Here is a 15,042-nt window from a genome sequence, read left to right as displayed (position 1 = left end):
CTGAGGTCCGCCGTGCCCACTGATCATCCACAGATTCCAAAGGAAACGCTGGCCAACTGGCAACAATTGGTTGATCTGGTGGCCGAGTTGGCAGACGTGCCTGCAAGCCTGATCATGAAGACCGATGCGCCGGATCATGCGGTTCTGATTACATCGGACCATCCGGAAAACCCCTATCCGGTTGGGATGAGTTTTCAGTTGAATCCCAAGCTTTATTGTCAGGGTGTGCTTCAACGGGACGGAGAGCTGGTGGTCGAGGATGCCTCCTGTGACCCGGTTTGGTCCGATAACGAAGACCTGGAACACGGGATGACGTTCTACATTGGGCTGCCGTTGAAGTGGCCCGATGGATCGGTGTTTGGCACAATCTGCGTTCTTGATCGCAAACAAAACCGCAGGGCGTTGTTGTTTCGCGAAGGGTTGACCCAGTTTGCGCGCATGGTCGAGTCAGATTTGGCTTTGTTGCAAGAGGTTTACCTGCGTCGCGCGCTGGAAGAAAAGCTGAACGAAACGCTGGCGCAACTTGAAACCCGTGTCTCGGACCGCACCCGCGAGTTGCAGGAAACAAACACCGCATTGCGGGTATTGCTGTCCAGTCTGGAGGATGATCGAAAAAGCCGCGATCTCGAGATCGTTGAACAGGTCCGTGGCCGGGTTTTGCCGTATCTTGAGAAAGTGCGCGCGCAACTTGCCGATGACGAGGCACAGAATGTCTATCTCGATCTGGCTGAAAAAAACCTGAGCGAGATTACGTCGTCTCTGTCCGACAAACTAACGGACGCCTTTGCAGTAATGACCCCGACCGAGATTGAGATTGCGCAGATGGTCATGTTTGGAAAAACAACCAAAGACATTGCCAAGGCCCTGTCCCGAGAGACGTCGACAATCGATTTCCACCGCAATAACATCCGCCGAAAGCTGGGTCTTGAAGGGCGCGACCAGAACCTGCGAAGCCATCTGCTCTCGATTTCGTGAACATCGAATATGGGGAACGCCCCCATATTTCACCCCTATTTTTTCAGTCTGAGCCAATATGCCTTGGCTTGTTACGCTCTGTCATGAGGTGCGGACGAACTGCACACATCCAACAGAGAGGAACATCCCATGGATCGCAAAGATCTGAAGCCGACCATCATGAAAGGGGACAAGGATCACCTGGCACCGGGGCTTTCACGACGGTCGTTCTTCATGGCGGCAGGCGCTGCTGGTGTTGGCGCGACAGCTTCTGTTCTGAGGGCGAACCCAGCCCAAGCGCAATCACAGGCGTGGTTGCAGCCGGGGAACAACAACCATGTGATCGACCTGCAGGGGACAACCGGGCAGGCCAGCACCGGTGCGGTAGGTATCGATTATTATGGTCATTGCGCTATCAAGATCACATCCCCCAATGGGGCGACGGCTCTGTTCGATCCCTGGCGTGACGATCCGTCGGGTGCGTGGGGTTTGTGGTTCCGAAACGAGTTTCCTCAGATCCCTGTGGATATCACTCTGTCGACGCACGCGCATTTTGACCATGACGCAATTGAACGGCCAAGTTCGACCATGGTGCTGGACCGGATGGTAGGCAATTTTGAATTCGCCGATCTCAAGATCACCGGCTTTGCAGACAAGCACGCCTGCGTTGCGCCCGGGTGGTACGATTGGACCAATGCGCTGGCCGAGTTCGGGGCAGAAGCCTGTCCGCCGAACAATGTGGGCCACATGGATATGGTGGTCTATCTGGTTGAAACCGGCGGAATTCGAACGCTGATATGGGGCGACAACCGTCACAACCCGCCGCAGGAGTTCTGGGATGCCATCGGACAGGTGGATGTTCTGACGCTGCCAGTGGACGGATCTGAACATATCCTCAGCTTTGAGCAGGGCAATGATATTGTGTCTAAGCTCAAGCCTAAGGTTATCATTCCTACCCATTACCTGAACGAGGTCACCTCTTACACACTGACCACGCTGCAATCGGCGGACGATTGGGTGAAAGGGCAGCAAAGCTATAAAATGCTCGAAAGTGCCAGCTTGCAGCTTGAGGCCGGTGACGTTGCCGGAATGAACCAAGAGTTCATGCACTTCGGAAACAATGTCATGACAGGCTGAGGACACACCGGGAACCGCCACTCACGCATATTCCTATGCGCCGCCTGTCTCCCCGCAAAACGCGGCGCCAACAGAAAGGGCCGGTCATTGACCGGCCCTTTCTAAGTCTGATTTGCAAGGTTACTCTGCGGCGACTTTGATCACCGGCTCCATCTTCGCCAGAATGTCTTCGGTTAGATGGCATTTCACCTGATGCCCATCCGCGAGGGTCTGCACCGGTGGCACATGAGATTCGCAGCGTCCATCCGGCACTTCGGACTTCCAGCGGCATCGTGTCTGGAACGGGCAACCCGGGGGTGGGTTCATGGCAGAAGGGATATCGCCTTCCAGAACGATATGCTGTTTCTCGATCGAGGTATCCGCAATGGGAACCGCACTCAGCAGCGCCTCGGTATAGGGATGATAAGGTGGGGCAAAAACCTGATCGGTGGTGCCCAGCTCGACCACATGGCCCAGATACATCACCATCACCCTGTCGCTGAGGTAACGCACAATGGACAAGTCGTGGCTGATGAACAGCAAGGTGGTTTTGTGCTCGCGCTGGATTTCCATTAGCAGGTCGGTCACGGCCGCCTGCACCGACACATCCAGGGCCGAGACCGGCTCGTCCGCTACCACGATGCGTGCATCACCGGCAAACGCGCGCGCGATACCCACGCGCTGCTTCTGACCACCCGACAACTGACGCGGCATCCGGTCTGCAAAGGCACGTGGCAGTTTCACAAGATCCAACAGCTCCAGCATCCGCTTCTTGCGCTCTGCCTCAGAGTTTCCGACGCCAAAAATCTCTAGCGCGCGAATAATCTGACGCCCCACGGTCATCGATGGGTTCAGCGTGTCGAATGGGTTCTGGAACACCATCTGAACTTCGCCAACGGTCTTGGCATCCCGTTCCTCAATGGGCACCTGTTCGATATTGCGGTTGTCCAGAAGGATTTGACCGTCCGTAGCTGTTTCAAGCCCCATCAGTACTTTGGCGAAGGTAGACTTGCCGCAGCCGGACTCGCCAACAATCGCAAGCGTTTCGGACTCGTGGGCCTCAAAACTCAGCGTCTCGTTTGCCTTAACAACCTTCGTTTCGCCGCCACCAAACAGAGCATTTGCCGCAACCTCGTAGTATTTCTTGAGGTTGTCCATTTTCAGGACGGTCCGACCGATCTCACCTTTCTCTTTCTGCTCACCCACGGTGATGGGGGCGTTCCAGTCGATTTCCTGGAATTTCAGACAGCGCGTATGGTGCCTGTCGTTTCCGGGCACGGCCTCCATCAGAATGTCTTTTGCGTCGCAGCGTCCTTCTTCGAAATAGTCGCAGCGCGGCCCAAAGTTACAGCCTGGAGGCCGCTCATGGGGCAGAGGGAAGTTGCCCGGAATGGCCACCAGCGGACGAGAGTTCTTGTCGGCGCCCGGCAGCGGGATCGAGCGGAACAGCGCCTGCGTGTAGGGGTGCTGCATCTCGTCAAAGACGTCCTTGATCGAGCCGCGCTCGACCGCTTCACCCGAATACATCACGCACAGACGGTCGCACGTTTCCAGCACCAGACCGAGGTTGTGCGAAATGAACAGCATCGACGTGCCGTACTTTTTACCCAGGTCCTTGACCAGTTCGACCACCGCGGCCTCAACAGTCACGTCCAACGCCGTTGTAGGCTCGTCCAGGATCAGCAGCGCCGGTTTTGACATCAGCGCCATCGCGATCACGATCCGCTGCTGTTGACCACCTGAAAGCTGATGCGGGAAAGAATTCAGCATACGCTCCGGGTCAGGCAGACGCACATCCGTCACCACTTCCAATGCCCGTGAATAGGCTTCTTCCGCACTCACGCCTTCGTGGATCATCGGCACTTCCATCAGCTGCTTGCCGATTTTCATCGCCGGATTCAGCGAGGCCATCGGTTCCTGATAGATCATCGCGATTTCATTGCCGCGAATGTCGCGCAATTCTTCCGCCGACATTTCCGCCAGATCCCGACCTTTGAACTTGATCGTACCACCCACGATCCGACCGTTCTTGCCCAGATCCTGCATGACACCCAGCGCCACGGTTGATTTTCCGCACCCGGATTCGCCGACCAAGCCCACAGCCTCGCCGGGCTGCACACTGACCGAGAAGTCCATCACGGCGGGAATTTCCCGCAGGCGGGTAAAGAATGAAATTGACAGCTTGTCGATCTCCAGGATCGGGCCGTCATATTCCGCCATCTTGCTCATTTTGCTTACTCCTCACCAAATGCGGGGATCCCCTTCATCTGGCTAAAAATACCTCGGGGGTCCGGGGGCAGAGCCCCCGGCCTCGATCACATCAGTCCTTCAGACTTTCTTCGCGCAGACCGTCAGCCAGCAGGTTCAGACCAAGAACCAGCGACAGCAGGGCAAAGGCAGGCGGAAGGGCAGGGTGCAGGTAGATCGACAGAAGCTTGCGCCCCTCGTTGATCGTGGATCCCCAATCCGGGCTTTCAGGTGGAAGGCCTAGTCCGAAGAAACCCAAAGTTCCCAGAAGGATCGTTGTATACCCGATACGCAGACAGAAATCGACGATCAGTGGACCTCGCGCGTTGGGCAGGATCTCCCACAGCATGATGTACCAGGGTCCTTCGCCACGGGTTTGCGCCGCCGCGACGTAATCCCGGGTTTTGATGTCCAGTGCCAGACCACGCACGATACGGAATACCGTGGGCGAGTTGACGAACACAACTGAAACGAACACCACCAGAATACCGCCTGGAATGTCGAACAGATCCAGATAGGTGGGCAGGCCCCAAATTCGATAACTCTCGGTGTTGATGATGTAACCGCCAGTCGAGATCAGTGACAGGTACAACCATATCGCTACACCCAGAACCCCGATCAACAGAGGCGTGCGGAAATTCGGGCGCGTATAATAGCGCGAATTCAACAATACTCCGATGAACAGGATTGGGAAGATGAACAACACGGCTGCCATATAGTTCGGCACACCTGTCGCCACGATTTCCGGTGTCACCAACAGGTAGAACAGCAGAATGACCGGGAAAGCGAGGATCAGGTTTGCCAGAAACGACAGGAACGTGTCGAGGCGACCACCATAGTATCCCGCAGGCAGACCCAAGGTGATACCCACCATAAAGGCAAACATCGTCGCCAGTGGAGCAATCTGCACCACGATCCAGGCACCGCTGACCATGCGGCTGAATACGTCCCGTGCCAGATTGTCTCCGCCCAGAAGATACCAGGCAAACTGGCCTTCTTCAGGGTTTGGAATAGGCGTGCCGGGGACCTTGTTCTTCATGCCAGACAGCTGAACAAGCGGGTCATGTGTAACGATCAGGTCCAGTGCGCCGAAGATGCCGGTGAACACCCAGAACATCACAAGGCCAAAGCCGATCATGCCGATGGGGCTGTCATAAAGTTTGCCATACAGTCCCAGGCGCCGTTTAAACGCGATGGACATTGCAAACATGATGATCAAAGCCACCCAAACGGGCAGGAACTGCTGTGAAATCGCGCCGATAATTCCGGCGCCGGTGCCCATAAGGACACCAAGCACCAGATAAGCGAGCGCCAATCCGACACAGGCCAGGAAACTGTACTGCAACGCAAGGTTAATCAGGCCACGGATGCCGCCGCTTGAACTGACGGACCCATCCGAATTTACGACAATTTGCTGCTCTGGCAGAAAGACGCTGGCAACGATCCAGGTTACGATTGAGATAATCAGCGCAGCCAGCGCGATCATCAGCAATGGGTTCAGGAAGGCGATAGAGCCGGTCCAGGTCAATGGTTCCATAATCTCACCCTCCTTAAGAAATGCGGATACGCGGGTTAAGGTAAACGTAGCCGATATCCGAGATCAGCTGGGTGAACAGCACCACAAAAACCGACACGACAGAAATCGCCAGCAACAGCTGGATGTCATTGTTGCCTGCCGCCTGAACCAGCGCCCAGCCAAAGCCCTTGTAGTTGAAGAGGGTCTCGACGATCACGACACCATTCAGCAGCCACGGGAACTGCAGCATGATGACCGTGAAAGGCGCGATCAGCGCATTACGCAACGCGTGCTTCATGACGATGTTGCCGAAGGACACACCCTTGAGGCGCGCGGTTCGGATATATTGCGCGGTCATCACCTCGGTCATCGAGGCGCGCGTCATGCGGGCGATATAACCCATCCCATAGAGCGAAATTGTCAGAACCGGCAGGAAGAAGTTCTCGAATGTCGGGTTTTCCATTGCCGACGTCGCGGTGCCCTTGAACCATTTCAGGCCGACAGTCGAAGAGGTGAAGATCGCGATGAAAATCACGCCGGATACATATTCAGGCGTCGCGGTCGTGATGATCGAGAAGGTCGACAGCGACCGATCCATGGCAGATCCTTCGCGCATCCCCGCCAGCACACCAACAAGCAGCGCCGAAGGTACCATCAGAACCAGAACCCAGAACATCAAGTAGCCGGTATTGCCAAGCCGCACACCGACGATTTTACCAACCTCGTCCTTGAAAACCGTGGAATAGCCCCAGTTTCCCTGCAGAACACCACAATAGCGGGGCGTGTTTTCCTCGGTCGAACCGGGTCGTACGCAAGAGCCCAGAAAAGTCCCGTCGTCCAGTGTTTTAGTGAAGCCCGGCATCACGCCAAGCCACTGGCCGTATTTGATCAGTGTGGGTTGCAGGTAGCCTCGATTGTCCAGCCAAGTTTCGACTTGCTCGTCTGACATCCGCTGGTTGCCTTGGGTTTTGGCCAGCTTTTCAAGGTTCGGGTAGAGGTTGGTCAAAAAGAAGACCACGAAAGTAAGACATAATGCCGTAAGTAGCATCACGCCGAACCGTCGGAGGATAAAGAGTCCCATGTTGGCCCCTGTTGTTCGGGTGTTCCGCAGATCAGTGGACCATTTTCTGGCCTCGGACATCCGACCCCGTGTCGGCAACGTCTGCGGCTGGAAAGGGGCGCCCGATCAGGCGCCCCTAGTGAGAAGCAGGCTGGCTTTACGCGGCCCAACCCCACTTATAGTGATGGTGCTCGAACGACACGTGCATGTCGGTACCGACCAGACCGTCCTTCATGTGACGATAGAGCGACCGCCAGTAAGGCTGGATTGTTACGCCTTCTTCTTGGATCATCGCTTCGCCCTTGGCGACCACTTCGCGCCGTTTGTCGGCATCCGCAATGGCCAGCGCTTCGGTTAGCAGCGCGTCGAACTCTGGGTTAGCCCATCCGAATTCGTTCCAAGCCTCTCCAGAACGATAGGCCAGTGCCCAAATCTGAACGCCCAGCGGTCGGTGGTTCCAGTTGGTCGAACTGTACGGGTACTTTGCCCAGTCGTTCCAGAACGTGTTGCCCGGAAGAACCGTCCGCTTGACCTTGATACCTGCGTCACGCAGCTGAGCGGCGACAGCGTCGGTTGTATTCCGACGCCAGTCGTCGTCGATCGAGATCAGCTCGTGCTCGAAATCGGCCATGCCGGCCTCTTCCATAAGCTTGCGTGCACCTTCCGGATCAACTTTCTGCGGTGGCAGTTCGAAATAATCCGGGTGGATCGGGCCGACATGGTGATTTTCGGCAGGCGAGCCACGGCCACCAAAACCCAGCTCAAGGCAAACAGCGTTGTCTACGGCCATTTGCAACGCCTGACGCACACGTTTGTCAGCGTAGGGCTGTTTGCCGTCGACTTCTGCCAACTGGTTTGGGCGGATAACGATGGTGTTCATCGTGACAACCTCGGACTTTACATAGCCAAGACCGTCCATCACGTCGATGAATTCACCGACTGATTCATACAGCATGTCGACTTCGTCGGATTCCAGCGCCGCCAACCAAGCAGACGGGTCGGTGCCGTAGTCAATATACTCGATGCTGTCCAGCGCCGGACGACCAAAGACCTCTTCACCCCACCAGGTGTGGTTTTCGTTGCGTGTTAGTACGGCTTTCACGCCGACTTCCAACTCGCTCATCAGGTATGGGCCCGTGCCGACATTGTTCAGTAGGTCGGTTTCGTTGAACGAGCTGTGAACGATGGCCGCCGGATAGTCAGCCATACCCGCGATCAACGAGATGTCCGATGCAGGCAGGTTCAGTTGGACAGTATTTGCGTCAACAACCACGATACCACCTTCAACGGCCTGGCCTGTGTCCGCGTCAACCAGTGTCGCAAAACGACCAGCCATCGAGTTGGTTTCCGAGCTCTTGTCACACCAGCGCGCGACGTTGCGAGCCACGTCGTCCGCTGTGAAGTCGTCGCCGTTGTTCCACTTGACGCCCGGACGGACCTTCAGAGTGTAAACCGTCGCGTCTTCGTTGACTTCCCAGCCTTCCAGCAGCATGCCGCGGAATGTACCGTCCGAGTTGTACTCGACCAGATATTCCAGCGTTCCACGTGATACGTTGGCGATTTGCGACCAGTCATAAGTGCGCGGATCTTTCAGCGCGCGTACTTCCTGTTGAACGCGTAGGGTACCGCCTTCTTTCTTGGCATCTTCGCCTTCGGCGTAAGCTGGTGCTGCCATGCCGATCATGCCGTAGGCGGCGGCTGCGGTAACGCCCAGACCAGTGGCGCGGGCCAGGAACTCACGACGGCTCAGCTTGCCGTCACGGTATTCCTGTGCGTGCATCTCGGCCGCCCAGTGCACCTTGTCATTGGTGGTTACGTCATTCGTCATAGATGTCTCCCTGTGACATTAGATTTTGTTGATTGATTATGCTTCTACGCGACTTGGTTGTTACCTGTCGCCAGACTAAAGGGTTCTGATTGTTGGTCTCTGAGCATCCCCATGGCGGTATTCGGCACCAGAATTCAGGCTAGGTCAATGTTCGAATTCGTCATTGAGAGTACAAAAGCGACATTCTCGCTATGTTGAACACCTTGCTTCGCAACTGCGGCGAGCTTTGGGTTTGTGCGGTGCAGCTTCCATGTATGGCGCAAGGTCAGGGAAAAAAGTATTCAAAAACAATTTGTTATGAGATCTTTTTCGGACAAGTCCAGAAAGGAGTCAAGTTTGGTATAATTTTGAGGGGTCGATGTGATTCCATGCCTTCATGCGAGCCCGAAACCAAGTGCGTTGTCGTTTAGCGAATTGCCGTGTCGCAATCGTTGCGCGATCGCGGGCTTGATCGAGCGTCATTGAGCCATTCAGATAGGCTCTGAGCTCTGGTACTCCGATTGCTTTGCAGGCTGGCAGGTTGGGATCAAACCGGTCCAGCATTGCGCGTACCTCTTCAATAGCGCCTTGCTCTAGCATTTGATCAAACCGGCGTTCTATTCGTGCCAAAAGCCAAGCCTTATCAACGTCTAATACAACCGGCACTGTGTCTTTCAGGTTCAGAACCGGCGGCGGAGTGTCGGACTGCCAGGACAGCAGGCTGCGTCCGGTGGCGCGCTGCACTTCCCAGGCGCGCTGCACACGCGCCCGGTTCTGTACGTCCAGACCGGCCAGTGTTTCATCGTCGACCCCTGTAATGAGCTCTGGCAGTGAGATCTGGTCTGCCTCAGCCCGTATCTCTGCTGGGGTGGTAGGGATCTGTGCCATGCCTTCGGTCAGCGCGGTGAAATACAAACCGGTGCCGCCCACAATGATCGGACGTTGCGCACCGTTCAGCAAGGGCTTTACCTCCCGCAGCCAATGCCCGGTCGAATAGTCCTGATCGTATGCAACATGACCATACAGGCGATGCGGCGCGCGGGCTTCTTCTTCTTCTGACGGGCGCGCCGAGACAACCCGCCAGCAATCATACACTTGGCTGGCATCCGCGTTGACGATCACGCCACCAAATCGTTCGGCAACCTCAAGCGCCAGGGCGGATTTTCCGGAAGCGGTCGGACCTGCAATCAGGACCGGTTTGTCATCGGGAACAGGAGGCAGGTGTTGAAAATACTGTGCTGTTGATTGCTGGGTCATGTGCGGTTGCCTCAATCCTCACCAACCGCATTGAACCTGCGGAGCTTTTGCTTCATTTTGCGCCGGAAATTAAACCCGTGCCAGCCCGGAGCGCAACATGAGCCTTTCCCCTTCGTTAGAAACCGCTGAATCCCCGAAAACAAAGTATAACAGGGTGATGCTGAAAATCTCGGGCGAGGCGTTGATGGGAGATCAGGGATTCGGTCTGCACCCGCCAACAGTTCAGCGTATCGCGCAAGAAGTGAAGTCGGTTCACGATCTGGGCGTAGAGATCTGCATGGTCATTGGCGGCGGCAACATCTTCCGGGGGCTGAGCGGATCGGCGCAAGGAATGGAGCGGACCACAGCCGACTATATGGGTATGCTGGCCACTGTAATGAACGCACTGGGAATGCAGTCGGCACTAGAGGAAATCGGAGTGTTCACCCGCGTGATCTCGGCCATTCGCATGGATGAGGTGTGTGAACCCTATATCCGCCGCCGCGCGGTACGGCACCTAGAGAAAAAGCGGGTTTGCATTTTCGCTGCCGGTACCGGCAACCCGTATTTCACCACAGACACTGCAGCCACTCTGCGCGCCAATGAAATGGCGTGCGAGGCCATTTTTATGGGTAAAAACGGTGTTGATGGGGTTTATGACAAAGACCCCAAACAACACGCCGACGCCGTGCGGTATGACACCGTGACCTACGATGATGTTCTGGCCAAGCGTCTGCGCGTTATGGATGCCTCGGCCATTGCGCTGGCGCGCGACAACAATCTGCCTCTGATTGTCTTCGGTCTGGACGAACCCGGCGGGTTCCGCGGAATTCTGGCGGGCGAGGGGACGTATACCAAAGTTCAGGGTTAAACCGGACGCTGAACCGCTTACAAAACCCCGGCGCTGTGCCGGGGTTTTCTTTTATGCTGCGCCTTGACGGTCATGGATGCGACTGTCTAAGTGTCCGTGCTCTTTTTACGAAAGAGCTGCCCCGTAGTTCGCCACTTTGACGTGCGACTACAGGCTGGGCTGGAAGACCTGCCGTGATTTCTGAGACGCCCGGAAACATGTGCGGGTATCTCATTGATCAAAAAGCGAAATAATAAGGAGCAATGAGGCATGAGCTCTCTGGATATTGACTTCGTGCGGGCGCAGTTCCCGGCTTTTTCCGAACCCAGCTTGCAAGGGCAGGCGTTCTTTGAAAACGCAGGTGGGTCATACACATGTAAACCGGTGATCGACAGGCTGACGCGGTTTTACACCCAACGCAAAGTCCAACCCTATGCGCCTTACGAGGCGAGCCGTCTGGGCGGTGCGGAAATGGACGAGGCCCGCGTCCGCATGGCTGCAATTCTGGGCGTCGACACAGACGAGCTGAGCTTTGGCCCATCGACAACGCAAAACACCTATGTTCTGGCGCAGGCGTTCCGGCAATGGATGAAGCCAGGCGAAGCTATTGTCGTAACAAATCAGGATCACGAGGCTAACTCTGGTCCTTGGCGGCGTTTGGCCGAGGCAGGGATCGAGATAAGGGAATGGCAGATTGATCCTGAAACCGGCTCGCTGAACCCTCAGGACTTAGAGAACATGCTGGACGAAAAGGTTCGTTTGGTTTGTTTCCCGCATTGTTCAAACGTGGTGGGTGAGATCAACCCAGTAACGGAAATCACCGCCATTGCGCATGCCGCCGGTGCATTTGTATGTGTGGACGGCGTATCTTACGCCCCGCATGGTTTCCCGAATGTTGGTGATCTGGGGCCGGATATCTATTTGTTTTCTGCCTACAAAACCTATGGTCCGCATCAGGGCTGCATGGTCATCCGCCGCACGATAGGAGAGTTGCTGCCCAATCAGGCGCATTATTTCAACGGTGATGTTCTGCACAAGCGCTTTACCCCAGCAGGTCCGGATCACGCGCAGATCGCAGCCAGTGCAGGCATGGCGGATTATGTCGAACTGCTAAATGCACATCATGGTGGGCCAGACAGTGATGCGGCCGCGCAAGGCGAGTTTGTGCATAACCTAATGCGCATGCGCGAAGTGTCTTTGCTGCAACCTGTGTTGGATGCGGTCAAGGATCGCAACGCAGTGCGCCTGATCGGAACATCCGATGCGACCCGGCGCGCACCGACGGTTGCGTTGTCCCTGAACCGACCTGCGGGCCCTGTTGCCGAGGAACTGTCCCAATACGGCGTCATGGCGAGCGGTGGTGATTTTTATGCCGTACGTGCGTTGCAGGCCATGGGGGTCGAGCCAGAGCAGGGTGTGTTGCGGGTGAGCTTCACGCACTATACCTCGCAACAGGAAATTGATCAGCTTTTAGACGCACTTGAACGCGTTTTATGATCCACTTTCCCTGAGCCTTCGTAGTACGAAGAAAACCTCAGGGCGGACATGAAAGACGAGCACACTCCGATTATTATGTGGTTCCGACGGGATTTGCGCCTGTCGGACCATCCAGCCTTAACCGCAGCGGCTGAAAGCGGTCGCCCGGTTGTTCCGGTCTTTCTTCACGATGACCTTGTCGAACAGTTGGGGGCCGCCCCAAAGTGGCGCTTGGGGTTGGGGTTGGAGGCGTTTTCCAGATCCCTTGACGGTCTCGGCAGCCGATTGATCCTGCGTCGCGGCGACGCGCTGGCCCAATTGCAAGCTCTCATCCAAGAGACAGGTGCCGGCGCTGTCTATTGGTCCCGATCTTATGATCCCGCATCGATAGCGCGCGACAAAAAGATCAAGTCAGTGTTGACGGAACAGGGTGTCATGGCAAAATCCTTTGCCGGGCATTTGCTGTTTGAACCCTGGACTGTGGCGACCAAAACCGGCCAGCCGTTTCGTGTCTACACGCCCATGTGGCGCGCTGTTCAAGGGCGAGATGTACCTGCGCCTGACGCCTCTGTGACGGGATTGCTTGCTCCTGCAAAATGGCCGTCAACTGAAGAACTGCACAAGTGGCAGTTGGATCGTGCCATGAACAGGGGCGCGTCGATCGTTCGCCCCTATGTACACCCCGGCGAGCAAGCTGCCCACGAACACCTAAACGTGTTTTTGGACCGTGTTGCGCTGTATTCCAAACACCGCGATCGGCTGGATATGGACGGAACATCCAATCTGTCGGAATATCTCTCGCTAGGCGAGATAGGCCCGCGTACAGTCTGGCATCGGGTTCAGCAGGCCGCATTGATGGGCGTATCAGGCACAGATGCCTTCCTGCGCCAGCTTGTTTGGCGCGAGTTTGCCTATCACCTGATGTACCACACGCCACAGTTGGTCACGGGCAACTGGAAGCCGGAATGGGACAGTTTTCCGTGGAACACAGATCCGAACCACCCCGAAGTTGTTGCCTGGACGCAGGCAAGAACCGGTGTCCCAGTGGTCGACGCAGGCTTGCGGCAAATGTATGTCACGGGCCGAATGCACAACCGAACCCGGATGATTGTCGCCAGTTACCTGACCAAGCATTTGATGACACACTGGAAAATTGGAATGCAGTGGTTCGATGACTGCCTGATCGATTGGGACCCGGCCTGCAACGCGATGGGATGGCAATGGGTAGCGGGCTCGGGCCCTGACGCGGCACCGTTCTTTCGTATTTTCAACCCGCAGACGCAGGCCGAGAAATTCGACCCAGATGGAACTTATCTGAAGCGCTGGATCGCTGAAGGCGAGAAAAGCCAGAGTGACACGGCCCGTTCGTATTTTGACGCTGTTCCATTGTCTTGGGGTTTGCGCCCAGACGCAGATTACCCTGCACCGATTGTTGCTTTGGCCGAGGGGCGGACCCGTGCGCTGAGCGCATATGAAAGCCGAAAATCCCACTAAGGAATTGAAAACTTGCCAGAAACAGAATCGCGGCCTAGCCTAACATCAATACCGCAGAGGGGAGAGCGGATGATCCTGACGACAACCGAAGGGCAGAAGGATCTGCCCAGATATTTCGCGCAAGTCTTCAAGATGCTGACCAATATGGAACATGGGCGTCTGGATATCACGTTGCCAGATGGCCGAACATTTCGCGCCGAAGGCACCAAGCCGGGGCCGGTGGCTCAGGTCGACGTCCATGACGATGACGTCTTTGCGCGTTTGATCCGCGAAGGAGAGTTGGGCTTTTCCGACGCCTATCTTGATGGTCACTGGAGCACGCCTGACCTGCGATCCTTCATGGATGTCGTGCATTTGGGCTCTGAAACCGTATATGACGGGTTTACGGGAAAATTCCTGGTACAAGCCTATGAACGGCTGAGATTTTGGCTGCACCGCAACAACCGGGCGCAGGCAAAGAAAAACATCTCGTATCACTACGATCTGGGCAATGATTTCTACGGCCTGTGGCTAGACGAGACGATGACCTATTCCAGTGCGATCTTCGAAACAGGGCAAGAAAGCTTGGAAAAGGCACAAACCGCGAAATATGCAAGCCTTGTGAATGAGATGGGCGCGAAGCCGGGCGATCACATACTGGAAATCGGCTGCGGCTGGGGCGGGTTTGCGGAATACGCCGCCAAGGAACGTGGCCTACGCGTCACATGTTTGACGATCAGCCAGGAACAGTTCAAGTATGCCAAAGAACGTATTGAAAAGGCAGGATTATCAGATCTGGTAGAATTCAAGCTGCAAGATTACCGCGACGAACAGGGCCAATATGACGGCATCGCTTCAATCGAGATGTTCGAGGCCGTCGGTCAAAAATATTGGCCCGTTTATTTCGAAACGGTACGAGAGCGACTAAAACCCGGTGCGCAAGCGACGTTGCAGATCATTACCGTGGGTGATCATCGCTGGGACTACTACAAGAATGGCGTTGATTTCATTCAGAAATATATCTTTCCAGGCGGAATGCTTCCGTCGCCGTCGATCTTGCGACAACAGATCGACCAGGCTGGCTTGAGTGTGGTGAATTCGAAAGAGTTTGGCAAAAGCTATGACCTGACACTGCGCCGCTGGTACGAGACGTTCAACGACAAGTGGGATCAAATTGCTGAGATGGGCTTTGATGAGCGTTTTCGCCGCATGTGGAATTATTATTTGACCGCATGTGGCGCGGCCTTTGACACAAGCAATTGTGATGTGACACAGATCACCATAGCAAAACCAAGTTAATGAACGGA

Annotated in this window: 11 protein-coding genes; 6 read left to right on the top strand and 5 right to left on the bottom strand. The window is 55.7% G+C overall.

Annotated features, from left to right (window positions below; genetic code table 11):
- Positions 1 to 12: 12 nt before the first annotated feature.
- On the top strand, positions 13 to 975 hold the full coding sequence (locus GS646_RS09105) for a LuxR C-terminal-related transcriptional regulator (RefSeq protein WP_171182900.1): 963 nt from the start codon (positions 13 to 15) through the stop codon (positions 973 to 975).
- A gap of 129 nt (positions 976 to 1,104) precedes the next feature.
- The gene (locus tag GS646_RS09100; protein ID WP_171182902.1) at positions 1,105 to 2,091 is read left to right on the top strand and encodes an MBL fold metallo-hydrolase; all 987 of its coding nucleotides are present in this window, start codon (positions 1,105 to 1,107) and stop codon (positions 2,089 to 2,091) included.
- A gap of 120 nt (positions 2,092 to 2,211) precedes the next feature.
- Here GS646_RS09100 and GS646_RS09095 read toward each other — a convergent pair whose 3' ends face one another.
- The 5 genes from GS646_RS09095 to miaA form a co-directional block, all read right to left on the bottom strand.
- Entirely contained in the window at positions 2,212 to 4,299 is a 2,088-nt protein-coding gene (locus GS646_RS09095) for an ABC transporter ATP-binding protein (RefSeq protein ID WP_171089636.1), read from the bottom strand.
- A gap of 91 nt (positions 4,300 to 4,390) precedes the next feature.
- Complete coding sequence (locus GS646_RS09090) at positions 4,391 to 5,854, bottom strand: ABC transporter permease (RefSeq protein ID WP_171646854.1); 1,464 nt, start codon at positions 5,852 to 5,854, stop codon at positions 4,391 to 4,393.
- Positions 5,855 to 5,867: 13 nt separating this feature from the next.
- Positions 5,868 to 6,914, bottom strand: coding sequence for an ABC transporter permease (locus GS646_RS09085; RefSeq protein WP_171089639.1), 1,047 nt, complete (start codon positions 6,912 to 6,914; stop codon positions 5,868 to 5,870).
- A gap of 136 nt (positions 6,915 to 7,050) precedes the next feature.
- Entirely contained in the window at positions 7,051 to 8,721 is a 1,671-nt protein-coding gene (locus tag GS646_RS09080) for an ABC transporter substrate-binding protein (protein ID WP_171182906.1), read from the bottom strand.
- A 330-nt stretch (positions 8,722 to 9,051) separates the two neighbouring features.
- Positions 9,052 to 9,957, bottom strand: coding sequence for a tRNA (adenosine(37)-N6)-dimethylallyltransferase MiaA (gene miaA, locus GS646_RS09075; protein ID WP_171646856.1), 906 nt, complete (start codon positions 9,955 to 9,957; stop codon positions 9,052 to 9,054).
- Positions 9,958 to 10,054: 97 nt separating this feature from the next.
- Between miaA and pyrH the strand changes: the two genes are divergently transcribed.
- The 4 genes from pyrH to GS646_RS09055 all read left to right on the top strand — a co-directional run bounded on the left by pyrH (position 10,055) and on the right by GS646_RS09055 (position 15,034).
- Positions 10,055 to 10,807 carry a UMP kinase gene (gene pyrH, locus GS646_RS09070; RefSeq protein ID WP_171089645.1) on the top strand — a complete coding sequence of 251 codons (753 nt, stop codon included), beginning with the start codon at positions 10,055 to 10,057 and terminating at the stop codon, positions 10,805 to 10,807.
- Positions 10,808 to 11,056: 249 nt separating this feature from the next.
- On the top strand, positions 11,057 to 12,283 hold the full coding sequence (locus GS646_RS09065; RefSeq protein WP_171182909.1) for an aminotransferase class V-fold PLP-dependent enzyme: 1,227 nt from the start codon (positions 11,057 to 11,059) through the stop codon (positions 12,281 to 12,283).
- Positions 12,284 to 12,331: 48 nt separating this feature from the next.
- On the top strand, positions 12,332 to 13,756 hold the full coding sequence (locus GS646_RS09060; protein ID WP_171182911.1) for a deoxyribodipyrimidine photo-lyase: 1,425 nt from the start codon (positions 12,332 to 12,334) through the stop codon (positions 13,754 to 13,756).
- 69 nt (positions 13,757 to 13,825) lie between these two features.
- A complete protein-coding gene (locus GS646_RS09055) occupies positions 13,826 to 15,034 on the top strand; it encodes a cyclopropane-fatty-acyl-phospholipid synthase family protein (RefSeq protein ID WP_171182913.1) in 1,209 nt (402 codons plus the stop codon).
- Positions 15,035 to 15,042: the final 8 nt, after the last annotated feature.

Source organism: Ruegeria sp. HKCCD4315 (genome assembly GCF_013112245.1).
GTDB lineage: Bacteria > Pseudomonadota > Alphaproteobacteria > Rhodobacterales > Rhodobacteraceae > Ruegeria.
This window is presented reverse-complemented; position numbering and strand designations above follow the sequence as displayed.

What these genes read in the sequence shown, in the direction of transcription:
- GS646_RS09100 (WP_171182902.1), top strand. Translation starts at nt 1,105, where the DNA reads ATGGATCGCAAAGATCTGAAGCCGACCATCATGAAAGGGGACAAGGAT.
- GS646_RS09095 (WP_171089636.1), bottom strand. Translation starts at nt 4,299, where the DNA reads ATGAGCAAGATGGCGGAATATGACGGCCCGATCCTGGAGATCGACAAG.
- GS646_RS09090 (WP_171646854.1), bottom strand. Translation starts at nt 5,854, where the DNA reads ATGGAACCATTGACCTGGACCGGCTCTATCGCCTTCCTGAACCCATTG.
- GS646_RS09085 (WP_171089639.1), bottom strand. Translation starts at nt 6,914, where the DNA reads ATGGGACTCTTTATCCTCCGACGGTTCGGCGTGATGCTACTTACGGCA.
- GS646_RS09080 (WP_171182906.1), bottom strand. Translation starts at nt 8,721, where the DNA reads ATGACGAATGACGTAACCACCAATGACAAGGTGCACTGGGCGGCCGAG.
- miaA (WP_171646856.1), bottom strand. Translation starts at nt 9,957, where the DNA reads ATGACCCAGCAATCAACAGCACAGTATTTTCAACACCTGCCTCCTGTT.
- pyrH (WP_171089645.1), top strand. Translation starts at nt 10,055, where the DNA reads ATGAGCCTTTCCCCTTCGTTAGAAACCGCTGAATCCCCGAAAACAAAG.
- GS646_RS09065 (WP_171182909.1), top strand. Translation starts at nt 11,057, where the DNA reads ATGAGCTCTCTGGATATTGACTTCGTGCGGGCGCAGTTCCCGGCTTTT.
- GS646_RS09060 (WP_171182911.1), top strand. Translation starts at nt 12,332, where the DNA reads ATGAAAGACGAGCACACTCCGATTATTATGTGGTTCCGACGGGATTTG.
- GS646_RS09055 (WP_171182913.1), top strand. Translation starts at nt 13,826, where the DNA reads ATGATCCTGACGACAACCGAAGGGCAGAAGGATCTGCCCAGATATTTC.